Below are 24100 nucleotides of genomic sequence, written 5' to 3'. Positions count from 1 at the left end.
CTGACTAGTCAGTCAGCGCTTGTTGGAATGATTTTATCAGCCCCTTTTTGGGAAGTCAATACTTTTTTAGCAATACTTGAAAAGAAGGCGGCAGCCCCTCCATATCCGCCGGCTTATTTGCAAAGCAAACCGACCAGCTGCTCTTCATCCGGGTTCGCTACGGCGCCCAGTCCTCTGCGCCGGGCCCCGCTGACTCCGTTGAGCAGAGCGAAATAAAGCACCGCCAAATCCTCCGGTCTTCCTTCCCGGAATGTCCCCTCTTCTTGTCCCTGCTTCACGATCGCGATAATCGGCTGGAGGTTCTCGACGGCCCTTCGCGGTATTTCCCGCTTTTCTTCCGGGGAGATGCTCGCTATCGTCTCCGCATGCAGAACGACATGCATACCGTTCAACGCATTCTCGTCCTCCCCGATTTTCCGGGCATGCCAAAGAAGCTTATCGCGCGCATTTCCTTCCCGGCGGCGGGCCTCTTCGCAGACTCTGCCGTATCTTTCCTGAAGCATCTTGACCAGGCTGACGAACAGCTCTTCTTTGGAGGAATAATAGTTGTATACATGGCCGTGGGAAATGCCCGCCGCTTCCGCAATATCCGATATTTTGGCCGCCGCGAGGCCCTTTTTGGCGAAAATTCCGATGGACGCATGAAGAATCTGCGACCTGCGTTCTTCTCTCTGCTGCGTAACTTTTTCCGGGTTGTTCACAGACATAGCGGGTCCCCTTTCTCTGATACCGTGGATTATAACATATTTAAGGAATCTGAAAACTGAGGTTTCTCCCGGTTCCTGGAAATATTCATTTTGAGCCCCAGGAATTTCCCCCTTCATGCCGAATAGTTTAGGGGATCAGATGAAGTTAACCACGTCCAGAGGGTGAGCGATATTGGCACAGATCAAGGATCTTTTACTTCAGCTCTTTTTTTCCCTTATGCCTTTCGTACTGTACAGCTTCTATTACCGGGACAAAGACACCAATTACTCCAAGAAATTTATTCTGATTACCTCCATGATCTGCCTGTTTCTTTCCATGACATTCGCTTCCAGCGTCGAAAAAGGCATCCAGTTCGATGTCCGTTACGTCATCCTTTTTTTCGCGCTTGTGTTCGGCGGGTTTCGCATCGGCCTTCTGCTTGTGCTGGAGTTTGTTCTGTACCGCCTTTATTTGGGCGGACCCGGGACCTCTTCGGCTATGGGCATCTTGCTGGTTACGTTCCCCCTGTCGGTCTTGCTGTGCCGTGTCTACCACAGGACAAGCCAGAAGTACCTGGTCGCCCTTATGGCCGGACTTTGCTATTCTTTTTTTCCCCTGCTTCTTTTGTATATCAACCGGCCCGATTATATTCTGACTCATTTGACTTACCATATTCTGATCATACCCGTTCACAATTCGGTCGGAGTTCTGCTGCTGATCTACTTGTTTGAGAAATCCGCGACGGATAAGGACATGTACATGAGGTACCTGCAAAGCGAGAAAATCGAAGCCGTCGGCCAGGTCGCCGCATCCCTGGTGCATGAAGTGCGCAACCCGCTCACAACCGTGCTCGGTTTTTTGAAGCTGATCCGTCAAGATCAGGCAATGCCTCCCGAAAAACTTCACCGGTTCATTGACATCAGCATCGAGGAAGTGAAGCGAACGGAAGCGATTCTGTCGGAGTATTTATCCATGTCCAAGCCTTTAACGCAAAAGCGCGAAGAAATCGATCTCGTCCATGAGCTGGAGGCTGTCGCGGAGGTTATGACTCCCTATGCCACAATGAACAATGTGTCGCTGATCCTGCATGTCCCGTCCGAACCCGTACGACTAACCGCTAACGGAGCCGAAATGAAACAGCTCCTTGTCAATTTCGTAAAAAACGCCGTCGAAGCCTGTTCCGCCATACAAAAAGGAAACGTCACGCTGCGCATGCATACGGACGGGCACCTCGTGAAAGTACACATCCGGGACAATGGAATCGGGATGAACAAAGAACAGCTGAGGCGGCTCGGCTCCATCTATTATTCCACCAAAAATACGGGCACCGGCCTGGGCCTTACGTATTCTTATCAAGTGATCCGATCCATGAACGGCACGGTCTCGGTGTTCAGCGAGCTTCATGGGGGGACGGAATTCACTCTCTCGCTGCCCCTTTCTTCCAAAGGTCCCGGTGGAGGTTAAAAAAAATCGCCCGTCCTTTCACGCTCTGTCGGAGCATAAGAGGACGGGCGATTTGATTTATTGGCCGCGGACGGCCGTGATTGTACAGGGTGGGTACTGACAGCGTATTACACCTAAAAAGCCAGCTTCCCCTTCTCCATGATGAGTTTGCCGTCCAGATATACGGTCGGCTCTTTAACGAGTCCGTCGATATGGACGCCGGCCATGATCGTTCCTCCGAACGTATTGTTGCTGCCGAAGGCCACATGTATCGTGCCGTACACCTTCTCGTCTTCCAGGATGACGCCGGTGATTCTCGCTTTATCGTTCGTTCCGACTCCGAATTCGCAGAGAAGCCGGCCGTCTTTGTCTCCGAGCATGCCCAGGAGCTGCGGTCCGGCTTCGCCTTCCGCCTTCACGATACGGCCCTGTTCGATCGTGAGCAGAAGAGGCTCGCTCAGCTTGCCGATCCCGGCAATAGACCCGTCGATCAGGATTTGCCCTTCCGCCGTTCCTTCCAGCGGCGCGATGTACGCTTCGCCGGACGGCAAATTCCCCGACTCGCCGGGATTCAGATACAGACCGGTGCTCGGCACGCCGTTTCTTCCCTCCACAGGGAAAGTGAGCGTGTAGCCGCCCTTCTCGATGCGCACCTCACGGGCCCCGGTTAAGAGCTTCGTCACTTGCTCCGTCAGACGCTTAACCTCGGCATAATCGGCCGAGATGGCGCCGTGGAGGAACATATCCTCCGTAATGCCCGGCATCGTGGCCAGCCTTGCTCCGGCGGCAGCCGCATTTTTGCGGGCCTGCGTATGCGTGAGAGACTGCTTCGTGATGCAGACGACCACGTTCGAAGTGATCATGGCGGCGGCAACTGCGGCAGGAGGCTCTTCCCCCGGTCTGTACCGGTCCTTCATGACCATAAGCACAGCCTCCGCTCCAAGCGCTTTTCCCGCTTCGTAAAGCGGCTCAGCGAGATGTCTCTTGTCCTCGTCCGAGACGACCAGGAAAGATTCCCGGGCCTGCAGGCCCAGACAGCTTTGCAACACATGTTTGCCGACTTCAATGAGTGATTCGTTCATTATCTTCATCCTTTCTGAATTGGAAAATGGGCCGGGAAGGGGCTGACGTTCGATTGCTTCCCTGCATCAGCCTCAACCCGTCTCAACATAGCTTCTTCTAAATCATTTCCGATACGAGCTTGCCCATCAGAGCATTGGACAGAACCACAGGCTTCCCCGAAGCCTCCGCCATAAACTGCCGCGCTTCCTCCGTGTACCCCATACAGTCCAGCACGATGATGTCGCTCTTCTCTTTCAGTTCCTCGGCGGCACGCCGGAATTCGGCTTCGTCCAGTTTGTACGGCGACGCGACGGCAAAAACCGGGCTCAAGCCGTAGGGCTCATACTTCTGCGCAAGCGTTGCGCGCTGCTCCGCCAGCGGAACGAGCACGCCGAGCCTGCGGCCGCCGGCCATCGCTTTGACAGCGGGAGGGATGAGATGGTCGGGCTCGATCAGATACGACCGCTCTGTAGTAAGGCCGGGGAATACGCCCGTGCACAGCAGCAAAATGTGCCTGATTCCGGCCTCCTCGAACTCGCTAATCCGCTTCTGCAGCAGAGGCTGCAGCTTCTCGCGCGACATCAAGACGGATTCTCCGGTCGCCAGACGCGACGTCAGCACGTACTGCCCTTCTTCCGGAGAAAGGTCCCTCTCGATTTCCGCTTTGTCAAGCCCGTCCAAGGCACCGCCCTGAACGAGCTCGGCGCGCCCCTCCAGGCAGCGCTCCACAATCGGCGCCACGTCTGTCCTCGGCGCTTGGCCGATTGTAATCATTCCCAGTTTCTCCATGTTCTCCACCCCCATGAAAGATCCGCCCGAAGCGGCTGAAAAAAAAGGACAGGGGAAACTCCCCTGCCTGCTGTCCCGTTCCAAGCTTACTTGCCGCTGGTCTGCAAAATTTTCATGGACCCGTACAGCTTCGTGATCCGGCCGAATTCTTCCGGGTCGTAGAAAGCGCACGTGCCGGCCGTCGTTTCCTTGGCCGCTTCAATGGCGAAACGCGCCGCCGCCGCGATGTCCGTCTCATGGCTCGCGCCCGTTCCACAGCCCGGCACGACGGATTGCGCCGTTACCGCAACACCGACGACGGGAGCATCCGTCGCTACGGCCGGCTGCAGGATGGAGTTGATGTGATACAGGTCGTTGCCGTACGGCGTGATGTCCTGCATCGTAACCGGGAACGTCACCGCATGCTGACCGGTCGTCATCTCCATAATGCGGAGCAGATCGTCGCTGACGCGGAGGATGTACCCTTCCTTCACAGTCGGCGAAATCGCGATGCCTTTGTGATTGATCACGCGGTTGCCCTTCGTCGTGTCGATGGACAGAATCGCGTCCATTTCGGGCACGACTTCCTCCTGGTTCATCGTCAAGATATCGACCGGCGAATCCATAAAATCGACCGGTTCATGCGGGCGGGTCGGCGCGTCCGGGCAAATGTGAGTCGTGACGATCACATCGCCCGGCAGCGCGTCGCCCTTCGTCTGCATATCCGCCAGCTTCAGCGCCGCGGCGACAGCCGCAACCGCTCCGTCGGCATCGGAGACGAGGCCGATGCGGCTAGGGCGTGCCCCGATGCCGCCGAGACGGCCGATAATGCCGAAAGTCGGCGCGCTGCCGCCTTTGCTTTTGCCGTCCGTGCCGGGGATCACGACTTTGACGAAATCCGTGCTTCCTTTTTCCCCGCTGACTTTGGATACGGTCACCGATACGCCGGGATAGGCGTCGAACAATTCTTTTACCTTCGCTCCGCTTGCATAAATGCTGTCGAGTGTATCGAGAACAGTCATCGTTTGTTTAAGGGTCATGTTAATTTCCTCCGTATGATTCACTTTGATGTCGAAATGAACGAGTCCGGATTTAATCCAGGTAAGAAAGCACCGGCTTCTTGATAATGTCTTCCACCGCTTGCAGCAGCTTGCGGTTTCTCATCGTCGTGCTGAGCAGCAGCTTCTCGGCGGGCACGGTAATGACGGCAATGTGCTGCCCTTTCGCGATGGCCGCCGATACGATCGGCTTCGCTGTTTTCGCGTCCAGCGTCATGATCAGATCCGGGAAGGTGCCGAAGCGCTCCCCGTCTTTCTCGAGCGTCATGTACTCGTTCCAGAAGGTCATCTCGTACGCGTCGTCGATCCGGACCGTACCGGCATCGAAGCCTCCCGCCGTTTCCAGCGCGAAGTCCGTTACCGTTCCGGCGGTCACGACTTTGCCTCCGAGCTGCGCGACTACGGCCTCGATAGCGGCTTCTCCCTTGGCGGAAAGCAGCGCCCGGCCGACTTCGATCGCCTGCGTGATAGCCCCCGCCGCGCCGTTGGCTCTCGCGTAAGCCGCGGTCACCGGGTTCCGCGCCACGGCCACGAGGCCGCCCGCTTCGATGGAAGCCTTGCGGATCATCGTCGACGCCTTGTCCAGCGTCCCGGAGATGCTCAGCTCGATGTAGCGGTCGCCACGGCCGCCCGCCGCCGCCTGATGGGACACATAGTCCTCCACCTCGGACAAGTTCATCGAGCCCATGGAGCCGGTCGGGTGAGCCCGGCCGTTGCAGGCGAAATCGACGAGCGGCACGCCGGTGATCGCCGACTGGAACCAGCCGTTGACCGTCGTCCCGGCCCCGTTCTCGTTCGTGTGAAGCCCCTGGATGGGCCGGCCGATTTTGGCCGCGAGCATCTCAAGCGCCTTCGCGTAGTGAACGGGCTTCACGAACTGTTCTTTGGCGGCGGGAGCGCCGACCATGGAGACGGTGACCAGCAGGTCGTCGTCCCCGAATTCGTCGAGAGAGATCAGCTCGGGCTCGCCGACTTCCAGCGCCAGGCGTCCGAGCTTCAGCCCCTCTTCGATCCAGCCGCCGCCACCGCCGCCCAGAACGGCGCCGCCGTATACGGCCTGCTCTACCATTTCTTCGTTCAGCTTCAGTCTCGTCATGGGAGTCACCTCATTTTTTCAGTTTGAATACGGAGCTAAAGAAGCTGTACAGGGCATCCCCCGCGATAAAGCCGGCGGCGAGAATGCTCATCGGTGTTTCGGCTTCTTTCTTGAAAATTTTCAGAACGATGATCCGGATCAGAATACCGGCAAGTACCGCCCAGCACGCATTCGGCGAAACGATCAGGAGACCCGTTGCGAAAAGCACCCCGATCTGACGGGACGGCCCTCCGAGCAATTGGACAATCGCGCCGGGAATCGCCCAAAGCAGCAGTTGGCGGGCAATATCGGCCGAAGCTCCGGCCTGGATCGTGGACACATACACTTTATCGATCGGCGGAACGAGGTTTTGCGCAAAATAGCCTTTGTACGAAAGCAGCACGGTCAGCAGAGCGACACCGAAGGCGATCATCGCCGTGATGTACTGCTGTTTTCTCCCGTGAAGCTCAAGCTCGGGATCTTTGCCGTTGCCCCGGAGAATATATCCGGCTTTCAGATCGTAGCCCATATCCGCAAACGCCGGGCCCGTTGCCGCGCTGAAGCCGGCCAGAAGCGCAAGCGCAACCGGCGGAAACCCGATCAGCATGCCGAACAGCAGCGTGATAAAAGCGACGGCAAACGCCGGGAACCAGCCGGAATGCATGGCGGCGATCCCTACGATGATCTCGTGCACGAAGGCGGCGAAAGCGGCGAAAATGATGAAGCCGATCAGCATGCCGAGCGACATTTTCGTCATAATGCCGCCGATGATGGCAATGAGCAGGGCGATGACCAGGTAAGCGGCAAAGCCGAGGCTGAGGGTGCGGCGGGCTTCTTTATCCGTCCTTGTCAGCCTGCTGTCCCTGACTTCTTCCTCGCTCTCCGCTTCGGAGCCCGCCGTTTTCGGGCGCTTGAAAAGGAGCATCCCCGCCTGGATGAGCGCGACGATACCGGCGCCGATCATGACCCCGTGGGCGATGTAAAGCTGATTGACGTCGATATCGAACCACGGCACCGAGTACTGCCGGATCATCAGGCCGATGCCGAACATCGTCAGCGCCCAGATGTTTCCGATAAACGCGACACCGAAAGCGGACATCGAGATTTTAAAATACGAGCCGATGAGCCCGATAACGGTTCCGACACCGAGCAGCAGCGCGCGCTTGCCGCCTTTATCCCCCGCCAGGATCGATTCCGCGGTAGCCACGCCGGGCGCCCAGGTCCCTTTTGCCGGGAAGAGTTTGGAGTCAAAGAGCTTGTACAGCAGCGTCGCGTCGACAAACATCGCCAGCGCGGCTCCGATCAGCATCGGCACGATCAGTTCCGTCGCACCCATCGCAAACGGAATCCCGATCGGAATGAGCAGGCTGTTGGCCGCTCCGAACGTAGCCGAGGAAATGGACGTCTGAACCAGATTTTGACGATGGATCGATTTGTACTTACGGAATATCATCATGGGAATTCGTGCGATGAGCATCGCGACAAGAGCGCCGATAATCGCGGTATTCGGGGTTACCCCCAGTGTCGTAACCAGCTGCATCCCGATAATGGCCCCGATTACACTCGTGACAATGTTCAAGATCAGCGCGAACGGCTCGAAAATACTCGGGTGTTTCTTTTCCTCTTTCTCTTCCATGGACAATCCCCCTAATCACTTGATGTAGAACCATTCTCCCGTCATCTGTTTCCTTAAGAAAACTTTTTTCTGTTACGGGAATGAAGCCGAAGGCAGAGCCGCAAGCTTTTTTTTTACATTTAGTATGTGCAAAATGGAATAATCCTACAAACGGAAGCGCAGAGCGGAAGCCGCCTTGTAAACCTGGTGATATACAGCCGTCACAGACGTCACAGCCGTGCTCATGCAATATGCACATCCTATACATACTAGGCGCATGTCCCATTCGTCACGTGTACGGCATCCATCGTACACATCCCATCTCACTCACACCGCTTTAAAGCTTTACTAGAATATAGCCCGGGGGTATGACAAAACCGGCTCGCGGGCGCTTTCCGAAAGGAATTACTTTCCGGCCGTATCCGGGAAATCCTCCGATAACGTCCGCTTCTTTTTCAAGGAAAATATACGCAGTTGAACCGTCCCGAGAAGAACCCCGGTAAACACAAGCGCAGCTCCGAAAAGCTGTGGAGCCGTAACGGCGCGGCCCAAAAGAATAAACTCAAGCAGCATCGTCATCAGCGGCTGCAAATTCAGCATGATGGCCGCTTTCGCCGCGCCTAGCGTCTGCATCCCTTTGTTCCACAGGACGCCCGTAAGCCCCTGCGCCACGATCACCGTCACAATCACGAGCGCCCACATTCCGGCCGGATGAATCCATGTGACCTCCCCGGCCGCCAGAACGAACGGATCGAAGAGTACGGCGCTGAGTGCGAAGCTGTAAACCGTCACGATAAAGGGAGACAGCCGTCTCGTCAGAATGCGGGCGAAAATCAGGTTGCACGAAAAGGTAAACGTCGCGCCCGCCATAATCCAGTCTCCCGCATTGAACTGCAAACCGCGGACATTCAGGGCGAAAGCCAGTCCGGAAATGGCGATCACGCTGCCTGCCACCATGCGCCAGGTCACCCGTTCTTTCAGGAAAAGAGCGGCCAGACCGGCCGTAAACAGCGGCGACAGCGTAAAAATAAGCGAAGCGTTCGTGGCCGTCGTGAGCTGGAGTCCCCGGAGCAGCAGGATCTGGTTTGCAATGAGGCCGATTCCGGCCGAGCAGCAGAGCCAGAGCGCGTCTTTTCCCGTTATTTTCACAAAAGCGCGCGTTCCCCACGCCCACAGCAGAAAGGCGCCGGACACGATCGTCAGGCTCAGCGCCGAGAGAAACAAGGGAGGAAACTCCCGGAGCAGCACCTGGCGGACCATGTAGTTCAGCGCCCAGACGAAGACGCAGAAGATCAGAAGCAGGTAGGATCTGGCTGTTGCCCAAGTCACAAGCTTGACTTAATTCGGCTCGCGGACATCAACGAGCTGCTTGTAGTAATGGGAGGCGAACAAGCCCTCCGCTTCGACGGCGTCGACGACCGGAACGTGCAGTTCGCTCCGTAGGACGGCGGCCAGGCCGATGGTCGAGAAGCCCGTGCAGGCGAACACGATGACCTTCGTCCCCGCATCCAGCAGGGCTCGGGCGGCTTCGACCGCCTTCTCGCGTCCGGCCGGTGTCATGAGATCCGTCGTGTTGGTGACGCCTTCGGGACGTGCGTAGCGGACGAGCTTGCCGCCGAGCAAATCGCGGATGACCGCGGGCGCTTCCTCCGTGATGCCCAGCACGCCGACGGGCCGGCCCATGGACAATGCCGCGTACGCCGCGGCGCTTCCCGCTCCGATGACCGGCACCGAGACGCTTTCGCGCAGAGGCTCGATCGCCGGGTCCGCCGCGCAGGAGATGACGAGCACCGTGCAGCCTTCCCGCTCCATCCGCTTGCCCAGTTCGACAATTTTCGGAATGGCGATGGCTTCCGTCTCCTCGTCATAGATGCCAAGGGGCTGATCCGGAATACATTTACTCACAACCGGCAGTCCATACGTCTCATTCAGTAACTTTCCGTGCTGCTCGAGAACCTTCGTATCTTCCGTCGTTAATACGCGGATCACTCCGATCATGGCTTCCCATCCTTCCTCGTTTTCGTTTGCTTTTTTGTAGACTTCGTGTAGCTTATTAAAGTTGGATTGGTAATATTGTATTCGTTTCCAAAGAGGCGGACCATGTTCCCTGCTGCCAAAAATAACGAAGGCCTTTTGTGCTCGGAGCACAAAAGGCCGATTTTCATTCCAAATTTTTCAATAAATAAAACGACGTGCACAAATAATACATCAGCCGTTTCGACGTATCTTCCATGTCTATGTCAGCTATGTCTTTGATGCGGTCCAGCCGGTATTTTACGGAGTTCCGGTGAATGTACAGCTTGTTCGCCGCTTCGATCAGACTGCCGCCGGCCGCCAGGTAAGCATGGAAGGTGGGCACAAGATCGGTTCCATTGTCCCGGTCATACTTGGAGAGCCTGCCGATCTTCTTCTCCATGAACGCATCGAAGCCTACATAGGCGGAAGATTCCAACAGCAGATCGAACATTTCGATCTCCCCGTAGCTGAACGTACGGCGGTCTTTGTCCAGCCGGCAGCCGATGGTCATCGCTTTTTTGGCCTTCACATAGCTGCGGTACACTTCCCAGAGCGGAGCTTTGCCGCCGAAACCCGTCCGGATGTGGCTATGAGAGTCCAGCAGTGGGGCCAAAACATCGGCCCACGCGGCCGTTTTGCCGCTGACCGGCTGCTTCGTGCCTGGCTCCGATGCCGCAGGAGAAGCGAGCAGAAGGACAAACCGGTCCCCCTGCCGGAGCAGATGGGACTTGACTTTGCGAGCCGCCGATTCGCTTTCCACAAGCTCGCCCAGCGCGACCGGAAAGGCGGCATGCTCCTCGAACAGATGCGGCTCGCCCTCGGCGATGCAGATCTCCCAGCACCAGTCCGGCTGAAGGCCCAGCTGCCTCCCCTTGTTCTCCGCGTCCTGCCTGGACAGGGGCAAGCCCATCAGCAGCTCCTCGAAGAAGTTGCCCTGCAGCCGCTGCTCCGTGTCGTAGGTGATCTTGCGGCGCATCAGCTCCAACGAGAACACCAGCCGCGCATGCTCGATGCAGACCAGCTCCAGCTCGTCGAGCTGCTCTTTCCCGATGATGAGCCGCCCGGCGAATTGCTTGTCCACCGACACGTCCCAGCTCTTCGTCCGGCCGGTCGGCGGATCACCCGCATCAGCCGGCGATGAAACGATGACGCGGCCCTGCTTGTGGATCACCCAGATGGGCGCCTGGACCAGCTCCGCCACGCTGTCCGCCACCACCTGGATGCCTTTGTTGTGCAGAACAAGACCGGTCAGCGTCTTGTTCACTTCCTCGGATCTGCGCAGCAGAGCCGCTTGTGTATTCAAAATCTGCTCCATCACTGTATGCGTAATATCGATATACGGAATTCCCGGCGGAATCTGGATCACCGGAATGCGGTACCGGTTGCTCAGCTCCACCATTTCAGCGGGAATGCCGCCCATGAACCGCTCCGGTTTGATCGCAAGCGCCGCGGCATCCGCTCTTCTCAGCTCTTCCATCAGCTCCAGCACCAGACCCGGATCGTTGCGCATGGAATAGCCGGTAGTCAGAATAAGCTCGCCTTCCCTCAGCCAGCCCTTAATATCCGGGACCTCCATAATGTCGATATACCGCACGACGCGGTCCAGCCCTTCTTCTCCGCTGATCAGCGACGCGTCTTTCAATATCGGAAGCTGGAGCAGCTCCCGGACCGTCATCCCTTTGAGATTCATCGTGTTCACCCGATTTCAGACAGTTTGTGCGTTTCTTGGTGCATGGGGCAAAGGCAAAAAACTTCTGCGTCTATTGTATCATTTCTGCGTTTTTTGTGGGGAGGAAGGGGCGTGACAGGCAAGGGAAAAGAAGGATGCCTGTTAGGAGGCTCCTTCTTTTTGAGGGAGTGGTTTAGATTTTATTAGGATCAGAAAAGGGGCGATGCTTATAATCAGCCAGTACCAAATCATATAGGTTGTGGTTAGAGGGAGCTTACCTATTTGAATAAAATCTCCGCTTTTAACACAAACAATCAGATTCGTAAATACGGGTGCTAAACTAACGAAGAAATAGATACATTTACTGAACAAACTGACTTCAACTTCACCCATACAGTGAGCGCAGGTTACTTTCTTATTCCTATGTAAAGCTGCGAAGACTTTACTCCATTTCAGATAACCGTTACAACTCCTACATCGCTTTCTCATGAAATTCTGTACTCCCCTAATTGAGTTATAAAAACCAGCTTATTCCCCGCCCATCTTTGATAGACGAAACTTGAGAGGTGCTGTGGATCATAATCAAATCATCCAAAACCGTTATTTCATACAAAGCGTATTCATGCTGTAAAGAGGTACTTTCGGCATCTCCATGAAAATGGCACGCTCCTATACGAATGCATGAGTGTCCTCCACCGAACGTTTATCTATCCGTCTTGCCGCTCCATCTGAACATCACTTTTTTCAAATTCCCTTCGGGAAAATAATCTTCGTTCATACTCCGCGAACCAATCATACTTATGCGCTTTTATCAAAGAGAGAGCTTCATGTAAAGCGGTCCCTTTCAAAAGCAGCAACTGATCGTAATTGATTTCCGATTTTCTTAACCATATGTATGCCAACGATTCGCCACAGCTTGCAGCAACCATTTCACCTATACCTTCTTGATTAGATACCTTCAGCAGGATAGCAATTGTTTCTTCATCTTCAAAATGTTCGCCAGATCTATCGCCGCGTCATCTTTTTCAGCTTCCTTTGAATAAGGATCCAGTAAAATGTCGATTAGTGCTTTTTTTATAATGAAAGATTCTTGCCCCCGAGGGACAAAAGTCCATTTAATAGGCCCTTTATTAGCATTTTCATGAATCGGTTTGGGTTTTAAAGTTGGATCGTTTTTTCTAGCCCACCATCTGGAGCTATGTCCATAATAAATAATATAGGCCCAATCATCGGGAGTTTCATGATACCGGATATCGTCTTCATCCAAAAAGTCCATATCCGACCATTGAAGATTTATCCGGCAGACAGCTTCGCTTTCCTCTATTGTGAACTCTCTCATCATGCACTCTACGATTTCATAACATAGAGCATATGATTCTTCATTTGTTTTAAAAGAAAAATGAATCATCCAACATTCCCCTCTCTACTACACGCTCTACATCCTCTGTTGTAAAGTACACCCCCGGGTATTTTTGGTGATCTTCTTCAAACGGAGAGAATCTCGCTGCTACTGCAGCAATTTCTCTAAAAAGAACTCTTTCCGTTTCAGTTAATTTGTCGTCAAGATCATGATTGTATGTTAAATGAAATTCATCGCAGAACGTTTCTGCCTCTATTTCTTTATCCTTGTATAGTCTTAGCAGCCAACACAGGCGCTCTTTGGGTGTCCGTTCCATGTGAGATCCCCCCTTTCGGCTTTCATGATCTTCCTGTTTGCTTATCCGCTACAGCCAAGATACTAATAACAATAGCAAACACCAGGAAAATCATGCTCATAACCAACGGTTCCGTTATTTCAAAATTATTTTCATAATAAAGGAGGAGGACATCCACAATAAAAACAGTTAAAGTAAATAAAAAGAAAACAAGGAAACGTCCCGTCTTTGATGGCATTGGTTCCGAGCGAACGTACTTAACTATCCCCAAAATCATATACGCAGCAAAAATGTAGAGGATGTTATCATACGGTAGGTTTTTGTTAACAAATCTCTGATAGATCAGATTAACAATGATTATGGCAGCAAGAACACCCGCATATTTTAAAAGAGTCAGAGCTCTAATTTGCACAAAAAATTCTCCATCCGATGCTTGATTGTCCCTTTCCCATCCCCGGTAAGATCCCAACTCATATCTTCCATTCTTTTAACATTGGATCATGAATTAAATCGCTGCACAAAATTTCGCCAATTTCAAGAAACCGATTATACAAATCCTCAAATATCCTTGAAATCTGTTCTCTCTTCATATGAATAAAAATAGGGTCAGAAGTCCAATGAGTACGGCTTGAACATGTGAGCTTTACTGCATCCTTATCCTGGCTGAATGCTATCTGTCTGCGTCATGCTATTCAAAATATTCCTTTCGCATCCCCAGGCAATTCCCTGACTTGCATCAAATATTGAATCATATTCGTTTCATCCTTGATTTCGTATGTAAACCCAAAATGTTCAGCTACATGTCTGGCGAGAATTCTAAATAATTCACAGGCCCTGAAAACCGAATTCCACATATTTTCATAAGTGCTGTCCGAATAGGTTTCTTTGTACATGTCCCAATAAGGTTCGGGAAGATAGATTTTCAGATACTTCCCCATTTTTCCTATGGAAACTTGAAAATCATTTTTAGTGCCCACCCACCATGCAATCATCTCATCCAAACGGGGTCTGATGACTTGTTCAAACATTTGTTTGGCATAAGGTAATTCGTCGCGCCAAATCCCCTTTGCCACATTTTGCAGGCACCACCAAAAATTATTACAGCAAACTCTATACAGCTGCTCGGAAGGCTTTTTTATTTGATAATCGATATCACTTGGAGCAGGAATGATTGGCAGGCAGTCGTCCTTATCTAGCAATGGAACTGTCAATTTATCTCCGCCATATCTTTCAAGCATGGATTCTTTCGTTTCAATGCGAAGATCTATACGATTTCCATCTTTAAATAGCATTAAATATCCGTATGATCGAGTAAAATCCATATCCATGCCTACCGATTGATCATTTTTATCAGGCTCTTGCAGCATAAGCAAGTCACCAAAAGTATGTATCCAATATGCATCATTAATAAATGAAGCTGTTTCCGTTACTACATAAACAATATCAAAATCCTGAAAAATGTCTTTGGGGACATTAGAGTTGGTACGCGAGCCGTTCATATATACCGCACGAATTCGTTCGTCCTTGCGAGCAGTCTCTTCTATTAAATCAAACATTTCTTTCTCGGTTCTCATCTGCGCCTTCCCTCCAGCTTCATACTGCTAGATATAGCATAGCATGATTCGTATTTTTACTTACATCTTAACTTGCCGGTAAACTTAGTTAAGCAGGCAAGCAATCAGACATCTATAAAACTCGCCGTTTTTTATCGGCCTATCCTTAAAAATCAGTGAAGAACGAAGCCATTCCCGGCGTGAGAACTGGTTCGAAAACGTCTCTATTGAATCGTTCTTCTCTCAATCGAAAATTGAAAAGTTGTATGTGGAAATCCCAAAACTCCCAACAAATAAGTAGCCATATGGACGCATATATTTGATTTTATAACAAGCACCGTTTCCATAAAAAAAAAGCGCCCCATCCCCGGTTAAATCCAGGGAACAGGCCGCCTCTTAACTTTCTTTTTTAACTAACGACTGCCCACAAAGCCGGAACGTTAGCCGGTTCCCAGCCTGGCATAGCCGTGTGACCCTGAAGAGCTCTGTAGGTCTTCCCTTGATAGGTGACAAGATCGTTGACTTGGTAAGTGGTATACGCGGCCCAGGCAGCAGCGCCGGAGCCTGTATCGGTCACAACGGTCACCGCATTGCTCGCCGGCGACACGTTGCCTGCGGCGTCTCTCGCTTTGACGGTGAAGGTGTAGGACGTTCCGCCCTGCAGGCCGCTAACGGTGGCGCTCGTGCCTGTTACTGTAGCGGCAAGCGTCGAGCCGTTGTACACGTCATAGCCGGCTACGCCCACATTATCCGTCGACGCGCTCCACGACAGGGATACACTGCTGGACGTTTTGGCTGTCGACACCAGGTTGCCAGGAGCCGTAGGCGGCTGCGTATCCGTCGGGTCGGTCGACGAGCTGGTCGTCACCGTCACCGGGCTGCTCGCCGGGGATACGTTGCCGGCCGCGTCCTTCGCTTTCACCGTGAAGGTGTAAGCCGTGCTCGGGCTCAGACCGCTGACGGTCGCGCTCGTGCCGGAGACGGATGCCGCTAGTACGGAGCCTCTGTACACGTCATAGCCGGTTACGCCCACATTATCCGTCGACGCGCTCCACGACAAGGTTACGCTGCTCGAAGTCTTGCCTGTCGAGACCAGATTCGCCGGTGCCGTCGGCGCTTGGGTATCTTGAGCCGGCGGAGGACTTCCGATGCCGACCGCGGCATAGGCCGCTTTTACCGAGTTAACCTGAGCCGAGTTGGCACCGAATAGATCGGTGGCCGAGCTGATCGCCGCTTGACGCATGGCCGCAAAATTGGATGTGCTCGTCAAGTAGTAAGTAAGCGCTTTATATACAATCTTGGCAGCATCGCCGCGGCCGATGCCGGTTACGCTAACGCCGCGGTGCGTGCCGCCCTGGGCAAGCAGGTAAAACGCTTTGTTGGGAATGCCGCTGTTTGTATGCACGCCGCCGTTATCGTCGGACCCCCGGTAGATGTTGCTGTAATGGTCCGGCTGATTGAACAGAGTCGGATTCTCCATCGAGCGCAGCGCATCGCCTGGGATGGACGGCGTATAGATGTCATCCCCGATCAGCCAGTTCTTTCCTTGGATGGTGTTGCCGAAAACGTCCGAAATCGACTCGTTAAGCGCACCGGACTCTCCTTGATAAATAAGCCCCGCCGTTTTCTCGGTAATTCCGTGCGTCAACTCATGGCCGATGACGTCGAGATCGCCGGAGAACGCGCGGAATGTCGTACCGTCGCCGTCACCGTAGGCGATTTGCGTTCCGTTCCAGAAGGCGTTGTTATAGCGGCTTCCGTAGTGCACCGTCGACTTGATCGCCATTCCTCTGCCATCCAGGCTGTCGCGGTTAAAATTATTTTTAAAATAGTCATAAACGACTGCCGCATAAGCATGCGCATCGACAGCCGCCGGGTCCGTCCACACGTTGTCCGTATCCCTCATCAGCGTTCCCGGAAGCGATTGGGTGTTGCCCGCCGAATAAGTAACGATACCACCGCCGCGCGTCGTATCCTGCATCACGTATTGGGTGCCGCTTTGCGTTGTTGTAAACGTTTTCGTATCACCTAGCACGCCAACGCCCGTACCGGTCGCATGGTCCAGCATGCCGTACTGGTTCACGATTTTGCCCGTTGCCGCATCGATAAAATACGTCTCGCGCTGCGGGGAAGGATCAAGCACATTCACTTCCGTGATGTATACCAGCACGTTCTGCCCGTTGACCGGATAGAAGTTCAGCTCCGCCTGCTGCTCACGCTGCTGGGCGCCCAGCTTGCCGATCCGCTTCTCCATATCTTTATTCGCGATCGCAATCGCCTTCTCGGCGCTGATCTTCGGCGCGATAGCCGTGAGAGACTGCTGGCCGTTGTCGGCAACCGTACTGCCCAGATAAGCCGAGACGTTGCCCTGCTTGTCAAAATGCAGCGTCTGATCCGTGCCGAACACCGGAATTCCCTGGATGTACTGCTTCAGACGCACGTGCTGGGTTCCTGTCTCGGCGTCCGTCGCCTGATCCGTAATCCGGATGCTCTGCTCCGCATCGCCCGTCAGGTTCAAAATCCCTTTCTTCGCGTTCAGATAAGCCCATACCTTCGCTTCCAGCGACGCCCCCTGCGGCGCAATCCACTTCTCCCCGATAAAACGCGGAGCGGCCAAATCAGCCGGCGAACCCGACGCAGAATTGCCGGAGGCTGCGCCTACCGGAATTGCGGACAACGCCATTATCGTACTCAGCACAATTACGGATAAACTCTTTTTCATTCATCATTCATCTCCCATCATTTTTTTACTTGCAAGGCTCTTCAACCCCGTAATGTTAACGCTTTCAAAACACTCCCCTTTCAAAACAGCCCGTTGTCTCAAAGCTCTATGTTAGTTAAACCGGATGCACGCATGGAATGGCACAAAAAAACAGCCCTTTTCAAAACGTTAGTTAATCTTGGCTGCAATTTCACTGGTAAATATGTAATTATTATGTTATTTTTACAATTTCATAATACTATCGGTTTTGCGAGTTGTCAATTGACCGTAGGTTAAATTTGAGAAAAAAATTTTTTAGCTGAGAAGGAATAATTTTAAAAGAGAACTGCCCTTTGAGGTTGTAGAACCTGCCGGATCTAGAGGATATACGCTTAACTGGCCTACAAACATAAATTCATGATCTTTCTGGCAATTTCTAGTGTTTGTTCACTTTGTGTATAATAGCGTTCAAATGTTTTGCTAAATACCTCGTTTATTTTATCTCTAAGTGCATGTAAGGTCAGATCGGTTTTCTGTTCATTTATAAATTCGATAATGTATCTGATTTCTAAAGTATATTCATCATCCAGTAAGGGTTCAATCTCAATGGGATTCCATTCATTAATGATCTCTTGGATATTGTAAAAATTCACGGTCAATCTTTCTCCTCCTTGGAAGTTGAAAGGTTAGGAAAATTATATTTTTTGATAAGTCACTCTTATTTGCCATACCTTTCAAACCTATCTCTATCGAGGTGCATTAAGGAAGATTCGCTCATTGCTCCGAATTCCAGAAAATTTTTCTGGGCTTGTGTAAGAGTCATGTGATTTGGTGAACTATAGAAAGCGGGGGCTGTGGTCCCATCATCTTCCCAAAAGCATACCGGACAAATATCATACTCGCCTTTTACCGGCAGTGTCTTAAACTCACAACACGGACACGCAAAAAGTTCTTCCTGTAAGCCCACAACCGTTTGGTTGGAATTCAGTTGTTCGGAAATTCGTTTCGATAAATACTCGTTTGTGACTCCAAGATACTTGGTTCTTAAGCCTACACAGATCAAGCTATCGTAATCTTCATCCATAGCATCTCTCTGGGGTTCATCAAACTGGAGTATTTCTGATTGTAATGTTTCCGGCAGTTTATGGAATTCGGGATCCTCCCGGTCTATCCCCCACCAGTTTATTAAGTGGTTCATTCGTGCATCCTTTGACAAAACCTTAAGGGTTGATTTTATTAACAAAGTTATGGCTTCATCTCGATTCATTTATTGGCACCTCTCATTCCGCCATCATGTGATTTGCTGTTCTTCAGTCACCCGCGGGCTTTTCTCATAAATTGTGCGGTTGTCCCGAAAGCAATCTGTGAATACATCGACCGATTCCTCCGTAGCTAATTAATCCGTAACCGGTAAAAATTTTCGGATTATTTTTCAAAACTTCTCCTGAAAGAGAATAAAATTTCTCTCGTGTAAAATCCCAGAATCCGTAATCTATACTCTTCTCTTCTTCCGTAACGCCTTCTGAACCTATCGTCTCAAAGTACCCTTTCAACCATCCTTGCTTATTAATGACCATTGGAGGAATTAACAGATGATTAGGATCAAGGCTGCTTGGAATTTCTTTAGTTCCAGAAGGAATATTGTATAAATAAACGAGGTACCATCCACTGAAAAAGGGATTCTTGCTCTCCACATGGGCATTGATTACTTTTCCAAAGTAAAAGAGATTTTCCTTCGGCTCCATCACAAAAATATCTCCATCCTTCGGACTCTTTCTCGTGCGTTTTAAAACCCGGAGTTCTTTAAATTCCTCTGTCATCTTAGCTCACCTCTTCATCTTAGGCCGTCTGGTCTTCTCTAATAGAAAATGGGGTTCAATCAACTAATTTAAATACGTCATTTGTTCGGACACGATGAGTTTAGTTTAGTTGCTTTATTAAATAAAACCGTCTTTATATTCTTATTTTTATCCCCTTTGTTTGGAAGTCTAAATAGCGGTAATGCACTGCGCTCTATCAATTCTTGGGCAAGAGCATCCTCAATAAGTTTGTAATTCTCGTATTCGAACAATTTTAATAGTTCACTTTCGGATAGTGGAAATTTGCCTTTGATTTTTGATCTTATCCTGTTGGAATAAATCTCTTTCTCAATCATTTTACTATCAAAACTTCTCTTTAATTTTTCGAAATGGTTCTCGCTTAATCGATCCTCTTTTAACAGTTTCACAATTAGGCTTTCAAGTGCCAAAAACGACGTTTTCTTGTAATCTTTAAGAATTTGTTCCACTAAGCTGCCCTCTACCGTCTCGTTGGCTTGCTCTTTAATTTTTAGACCGTAATATTTGTAGATAATATGTTCCTTAGCTTCATTTGTCGTTTTCAGATCATCCAGTACAAGGTAGAGACCGAAAATAGCCTCATTTGATAAATCGCCGAAAATTCCAGCGGCATCTATGACTGATAAATTTGAAAACAGGTTTTGTACTTTGTGATAAATTTGTTCATCAAAAATTTTATAGGTATATAAATGATTAATTGATTTTACCGTTTCCGCATATTCCAATAAATATCCTCCCCTATTTCTTTTCTTTTACGTAAGATCTTTCAAATCTTTTTGTGCCAGATCCATAGCGCTCAAAATCCAGCCCTTCCTTTCAGCCAAAATGATTCCAGCTCAACTAAGCTTCTCCTCTTCCAGAAAAATATCAACAGAATAATCAGCAATATCATTTAGGGCCTCTGTCTTAGCAGTAGGAATTATAGTGATAGCCCCTTGATCTTTCAGTATCTTAACACTTGTTGTAATTCGGCTTCTCAAAGAATGGATCCATGCCGTATTCAACCAAGGAAAACAAAATAGCGTTTTTCCGTGCGCGAGTCCAATAGCTATGGACGCATTCCATCTCTCGTTACTGATATGTTCTATGTTTCGATCTAAACGTGAGGACGACAATTCAAACCATTCTACGAGCTCATTCAAGGTGAATTTGTTGGTTTGTTTTAACCCCTTTTCGATTTGCTGCCGTACTGTCATGCCTCCAAATCGCTTTCTTGAAATGACACCCTCACCAACATAACAACCATATTCGGCAAGTACAGACGAGTCCGCGGCAAGAACGTTATTCAGGTATAAGGTCCCGCTCTGCGCTTTTTCCCTCCCCGTTAAAAAAATAGGATAGAACCCAGCCTCCCGAACCGCATTCGCCGATAATTCCGTATACATGTCCACCTCTAAACTCATAGGAAAAGTTTTCGCAATAATCCCGCATCTGTCCATAGTTAGCTAACTTGGGATCGCCCAAAACCGTCAAATCCTTTACTCGAACCGTGTCGATGGGTTTTACCATTGGTTTAGAGCCTGCCTCCTCTCAAGAGTATCTTTAGTCATTTATTATGTACCAGCTCCAAAGTTACAAAATTGATTTTGAGTCCTAAGATAGCTAAGAATTATCATAAAGAATTGGATTACTAATACTTTAAACATGCATACAAAACAAGATAGGAAGTTACTAAAACCAAGCTAAGAGTAGGTTTGATTGTTGGCAGCCGCTTGATTCATTCGGCACTTGCTGAAGTTCTATTCATTTCAACTTTTTTAAATAAAGATAATAACAGTGAAATCTCTTCTTTACCGATCATAATATCCGCATCTCCGCCGCGCGTTAGAGATACTACGAGAATAATCGAATGTTCAAAAACATTGACTAATATAAATCCCTGTCCTGTCTTTCCGTTAATCCGTTAATATGACAATTGCTCTTTGTTACCTTCAATTCACCATTCGATATGTCCGGCCAAAAAGATAACGAGTATCTTTCCGGTTTGAATTCTTGGGGAGAGAACTCGATCTGTGCTTCAAGGTCACAAAACGCATAATCAAATGGCACTGCCGGATAAATTTCTGCAACAAGTTTTACAAGGGTTTCTGTAGCTGTCTCTAACGAGTCTGCTGAGTAATCCGGAAGCATTTCACTCTCTCTAAAAGAAACCAGAAAACCAGAATACCCCTCACACTTTTCTATCTCTATTTCAACATTCAAACCTTTAAATGGAACCAGATCGGCAAACAAATAAATGTGCCCATAATACGATCGTGTGAGTTTTTCAAAGATTGCAGGATCATGATGTGGAAAATCGTACTGAATCCATCGTTCGCCATCCACATCCTCACAGAACTTTACATTTTCAATTCGACCTTCATTCTCAGTCAGTAGTTCAATCAACTTCATTAAATGAGCCTCAGTGGCCTCAGAACTGCTGTAAATTAAGCCGATATTGATATAGCTGCCCAAATAATCCCTCCTGTTCCGTTGTGAAGCTTAATCAACTCTGAGTTTCCAAATAGCAACCTACATCTAATAACATTGATTAAAGCTCCTCGTGGATTCATTCAAAAACAATATGGAACAAGAAGGCTTTTTTACTGTCCAACGAGGAGAGTAAGAAATATTGAATGGCATCCTGTGTATCTTCTCTTACATAAAAAGTCGACCGGTATTCGATAAATCTTACTAAAGAAATAAAAACGGTCTTAGCTGCATCTAAACTAAACTCTTTTAATTTAATAACAAGATTATATTGTCCGTCTGTATATTTAATTGAAAAAGTAGTAAGGTCCTGCCTTTCGAGAAAATCCCTTGTCTCTAACCAAATACCAATTTCATACTCAGTGTTTAACGTTTTAGATAGGTCGAGCAGAGTATCTTTAGTCATTTATTGGGTATCAGCTCCAAAGTACAAAATTGTTTTCCTAACGTAGCTGAAGAAATTATCACATAGTATGGACTTACAATACTTTATATAGTGCACACAAACCAAATGGGAAATTAAAAAAATCAAGCCGAGGGATATGTTTGATTGTTGGCAGCCGCCTGACTCATTCGGAACTTACTGAAGTTGGGGACTCATGGGGATAAATCTGCTCTCAGTCCTTGATGGTGGTATTATTTATTTTGGATAGCAAGTCAAGTAAGCTCGATACTTCTTGACTCTGTATAAAGAGTTTATTAATTTCTAGAAGTTCATCAATAAATTCCTTCGTTCTTTGGATAACTATACTTTTGAACTCTTCCTTGGGTATTAAAATATCCTTCCACTCGGGATAGGATGTGCACGACAATGGCTTTAAAATAATAAACTCACTAATAGAAGGATCTGATTTCATTAAACTAACTGATATCTGGTCTTCTTTGGGGATAAATTCAATCCAAGTGTTATAGGTTTCAATATCTTTGAGCGCTACATACTTAGAAGCCTCCAAATGCAAACATACTTCCATTAAATTATCGAACCAGGTGGATATAAGATCGAAACCTTCTTCACCTTCTGCTAAATCTCTATTATGGTAATATCCGTATTCTTCGTTATTAAATACTAATTGAAAAAATCCTTCTATACCCCCCTCCTTGTCAATTTGTTCTAAATTACAATTTCTCCAATGGTCAATCTCGGTGATAATCCGGTAGTTAATTTCAAACATATTTTAATCCTCCCCTTCGCAAAAGAAAAATCTCATAAAAAATCTTTGTTTAATTGCTTTAACCAATCTGATAATTGAATAACGTTCGCTTCTAATTCGCTATAAGTAAAACATTCCTTTCTAAGGACCGGCTCGTCCCAGTTTAAATTTCGCACAATAAAAATCAAAAAACTCTGAGTTCCCAAATACCACCCTACATCTAATGCATAGTTATTCGGATACCTAACAAAAAACATATCTTCCTGTAAATCGTCATTGTCCCCATGCAATATGGTACTGCTATCGATCTTATACTCGTTATATTTAACTAATCCAGGATAAAAATTTATGTTTTCAAACATGATTTCACCTCATACTGCCTGGATAATGAGATTGCATCTTTGACTAGAATGATAAGGTAATAGTAAGTCATTCAAGATCGGATGAGTTTTCTCTGGAGAGGAGCTCAAATTTAACGATATCGTCCTGACTGTTCACCTTATCAAGCGAGTTAAATTCGAAAGTTTTTCCCGGCGAATCTTTTTGCTCCCCTTTATAACTGAACGAAATTTGTTCAAACTTGTACCCTTTAGCTTTAATAAATTGGATAACTTTATACACTTTATCATATTCATCTTCTATGCTCTCTTTTTTAAATGCGCGATCTATATGTATATAAATAATTGAATCTTTAAGTTCTTGTTTAATGTCTTGGTAACTCGGTACCTCTCCATATGGAATTGTAGAGTACTTATCTACTACAGATATAGTTTTTCCCAAGTTAATACTAGCCGTACCCTTCTGGGCATACACACTCTTTACAAACGATTCCAGTTCTTGATTAACTTCGAACCTCCAGGATGCCGTTAAAAAATCATCCCATAAACCTCGATCATTCCATGACTGGGATATTTCAAACGAAAGCTCTTTGTTGTTCTCAGGATGTGCAAGAATCCAGTAAAGGTCGTTTTTAAAGCTATACTTAATATTTTCGGTCACGATGTTTTGTGAAAATTTTTCCTGAATATAACTGTCTACTTCTTTTTTGAATTTGTACCTTTCTATTGGTGAACCTTCGCTTACATAATAAACCAAGCTGAATAACACAAAAACGATAAAGCTTATTAAAACGAGAATAATCTTTTTACTTCTTCTCACTTTTATCCCCTTTTCGATTATAGAGACATAGAGACGGGTTATTTAAATCCTACTCGTTTTTCAATATTATACTACCTATCTGGAACGCTAACTTAGTAAAGATTTCAAACTGGAAATAATGCCAGAATTAAAGAAACGTGACCAAGCGGCATTTGACTTTCCTTTTTTCAGTACGGTTTGCC

The 24100-nt window shown here is 48.9% G+C and carries 25 protein-coding genes; 1 reads left to right on the top strand and 24 read right to left on the bottom strand.

What is annotated here, in order from left to right:
* Positions 1-113: 113 nt before the first annotated feature.
* The gene (locus tag HMPREF1207_RS20090; RefSeq protein ID WP_009675311.1) at positions 114-707 is read right to left on the bottom strand and encodes a TetR/AcrR family transcriptional regulator; all 594 of its coding nucleotides are present in this window, start codon (positions 705-707) and stop codon (positions 114-116) included.
* A 172-nt stretch (positions 708-879) separates the two neighbouring features.
* Between HMPREF1207_RS20090 and HMPREF1207_RS20085 the strand changes: the two genes are divergently transcribed.
* Positions 880-2151 carry an ATP-binding protein gene (locus HMPREF1207_RS20085; protein WP_009675285.1) on the top strand — a complete coding sequence of 424 codons (1272 nt, stop codon included), beginning with the start codon at positions 880-882 and terminating at the stop codon, positions 2149-2151.
* 113 nt (positions 2152-2264) lie between these two features.
* Here the strand turns inward: HMPREF1207_RS20085 and HMPREF1207_RS20080 are convergent, their stop codons facing one another.
* From HMPREF1207_RS20080 to HMPREF1207_RS19965, 23 genes are all read right to left on the bottom strand, one after another.
* Entirely contained in the window at positions 2265-3212 is a 948-nt protein-coding gene (locus HMPREF1207_RS20080) for an aminopeptidase (protein ID WP_009675309.1), read from the bottom strand.
* 97 nt (positions 3213-3309) lie between these two features.
* The gene (locus HMPREF1207_RS20075) at positions 3310-3981 is read right to left on the bottom strand and encodes an AroM family protein (protein WP_231392117.1); all 672 of its coding nucleotides are present in this window, start codon (positions 3979-3981) and stop codon (positions 3310-3312) included.
* An 86-nt stretch (positions 3982-4067) separates the two neighbouring features.
* Positions 4068-5000 (bottom strand): DUF1177 domain-containing protein, encoded by a 933-nt coding sequence (locus HMPREF1207_RS20070; RefSeq protein ID WP_009675316.1) that lies wholly within the window; start codon positions 4998-5000, stop codon positions 4068-4070.
* Between the two features lie 52 nt (positions 5001-5052).
* Positions 5053-6114, bottom strand: a complete 1062-nt coding sequence (locus tag HMPREF1207_RS20065) for a DUF917 domain-containing protein (protein ID WP_009675310.1) — start codon at positions 6112-6114, stop codon at positions 5053-5055.
* A 10-nt stretch (positions 6115-6124) separates the two neighbouring features.
* Positions 6125-7729: an OPT/YSL family transporter gene (locus HMPREF1207_RS20060; RefSeq protein WP_009675292.1), complete on the bottom strand. Its 1605-nt coding sequence runs from the start codon at positions 7727-7729 to the stop codon at positions 6125-6127.
* 384 nt (positions 7730-8113) lie between these two features.
* Positions 8114-9037, bottom strand: a complete 924-nt coding sequence (locus HMPREF1207_RS20055) for a DMT family transporter (protein WP_009675307.1) — start codon at positions 9035-9037, stop codon at positions 8114-8116.
* 9 nt (positions 9038-9046) lie between these two features.
* Positions 9047-9706, bottom strand: coding sequence for an aspartate/glutamate racemase family protein (locus HMPREF1207_RS20050; protein ID WP_009675319.1), 660 nt, complete (start codon positions 9704-9706; stop codon positions 9047-9049).
* Between the two features lie 163 nt (positions 9707-9869).
* Complete coding sequence (locus HMPREF1207_RS20045; RefSeq protein ID WP_009675288.1) at positions 9870-11414, bottom strand: PucR family transcriptional regulator; 1545 nt, start codon at positions 11412-11414, stop codon at positions 9870-9872.
* Positions 11415-12351: 937 nt separating this feature from the next.
* Positions 12352-12801, bottom strand: coding sequence for a hypothetical protein (locus HMPREF1207_RS20035; protein ID WP_009676573.1), 450 nt, complete (start codon positions 12799-12801; stop codon positions 12352-12354).
* Positions 12782-13069 carry a hypothetical protein gene (locus HMPREF1207_RS20030; RefSeq protein ID WP_009676555.1) on the bottom strand — a complete coding sequence of 96 codons (288 nt, stop codon included), beginning with the start codon at positions 13067-13069 and terminating at the stop codon, positions 12782-12784. Before HMPREF1207_RS20030 ends, HMPREF1207_RS20035 begins: the two co-directional genes overlap by 20 nt.
* A 22-nt stretch (positions 13070-13091) precedes the next feature.
* On the bottom strand, positions 13092-13517 hold the full coding sequence (locus HMPREF1207_RS20025; protein WP_036740232.1) for a hypothetical protein: 426 nt from the start codon (positions 13515-13517) through the stop codon (positions 13092-13094).
* Positions 13518-13740: 223 nt separating this feature from the next.
* Positions 13741-14622, bottom strand: a complete 882-nt coding sequence (locus tag HMPREF1207_RS20020; RefSeq protein ID WP_009676552.1) for an aminoglycoside 6-adenylyltransferase — start codon at positions 14620-14622, stop codon at positions 13741-13743.
* A 388-nt stretch (positions 14623-15010) separates the two neighbouring features.
* Positions 15011-17323 carry a M4 family metallopeptidase gene (locus HMPREF1207_RS20015; protein ID WP_009676553.1) on the bottom strand — a complete coding sequence of 771 codons (2313 nt, stop codon included), beginning with the start codon at positions 17321-17323 and terminating at the stop codon, positions 15011-15013.
* A 380-nt stretch (positions 17324-17703) separates the two neighbouring features.
* On the bottom strand, positions 17704-17955 hold the full coding sequence (locus HMPREF1207_RS20010; RefSeq protein WP_231392162.1) for a hypothetical protein: 252 nt from the start codon (positions 17953-17955) through the stop codon (positions 17704-17706).
* 65 nt (positions 17956-18020) lie between these two features.
* Entirely contained in the window at positions 18021-18569 is a 549-nt protein-coding gene (locus HMPREF1207_RS20005) for a CPCC family cysteine-rich protein (RefSeq protein ID WP_016423935.1), read from the bottom strand.
* 64 nt (positions 18570-18633) lie between these two features.
* Positions 18634-19122, bottom strand: a complete 489-nt coding sequence (locus HMPREF1207_RS20000; RefSeq protein WP_009676554.1) for an immunity 26/phosphotriesterase HocA family protein — start codon at positions 19120-19122, stop codon at positions 18634-18636.
* 77 nt (positions 19123-19199) lie between these two features.
* Positions 19200-19865: a hypothetical protein gene (locus tag HMPREF1207_RS19995; RefSeq protein WP_009676548.1), complete on the bottom strand. Its 666-nt coding sequence runs from the start codon at positions 19863-19865 to the stop codon at positions 19200-19202.
* Positions 19866-19976: 111 nt separating this feature from the next.
* On the bottom strand, positions 19977-20525 hold the full coding sequence (locus tag HMPREF1207_RS19990) for a hypothetical protein (RefSeq protein ID WP_009676557.1): 549 nt from the start codon (positions 20523-20525) through the stop codon (positions 19977-19979).
* Positions 20526-21006: 481 nt separating this feature from the next.
* Positions 21007-21594, bottom strand: coding sequence for an Imm64 family immunity protein (locus tag HMPREF1207_RS19985; RefSeq protein WP_009676547.1), 588 nt, complete (start codon positions 21592-21594; stop codon positions 21007-21009).
* A gap of 94 nt (positions 21595-21688) precedes the next feature.
* Entirely contained in the window at positions 21689-22015 is a 327-nt protein-coding gene (locus HMPREF1207_RS19980) for a hypothetical protein (RefSeq protein WP_009676559.1), read from the bottom strand.
* 211 nt (positions 22016-22226) lie between these two features.
* On the bottom strand, positions 22227-22781 hold the full coding sequence (locus HMPREF1207_RS19975; RefSeq protein ID WP_009676574.1) for a hypothetical protein: 555 nt from the start codon (positions 22779-22781) through the stop codon (positions 22227-22229).
* A gap of 32 nt (positions 22782-22813) precedes the next feature.
* The gene (locus HMPREF1207_RS19970) at positions 22814-23122 is read right to left on the bottom strand and encodes a hypothetical protein (protein WP_009676562.1); all 309 of its coding nucleotides are present in this window, start codon (positions 23120-23122) and stop codon (positions 22814-22816) included.
* A 67-nt stretch (positions 23123-23189) separates the two neighbouring features.
* A complete protein-coding gene (locus HMPREF1207_RS19965; protein WP_009676560.1) occupies positions 23190-23918 on the bottom strand; it encodes a YfjL-like protein in 729 nt (242 codons plus the stop codon).
* Positions 23919-24100 lie beyond the last annotated feature (182 nt).

The sequence above is a fragment of the Paenibacillus sp. HGH0039 genome, from assembly GCF_000411255.1.
Lineage (GTDB): Bacteria > Bacillota > Bacilli > Paenibacillales > NBRC-103111 > Paenibacillus_F.
The sequence above is the reverse complement of the archived record's forward strand: the minus strand, read 5'-3'. Positions and strand labels throughout refer to the sequence as shown.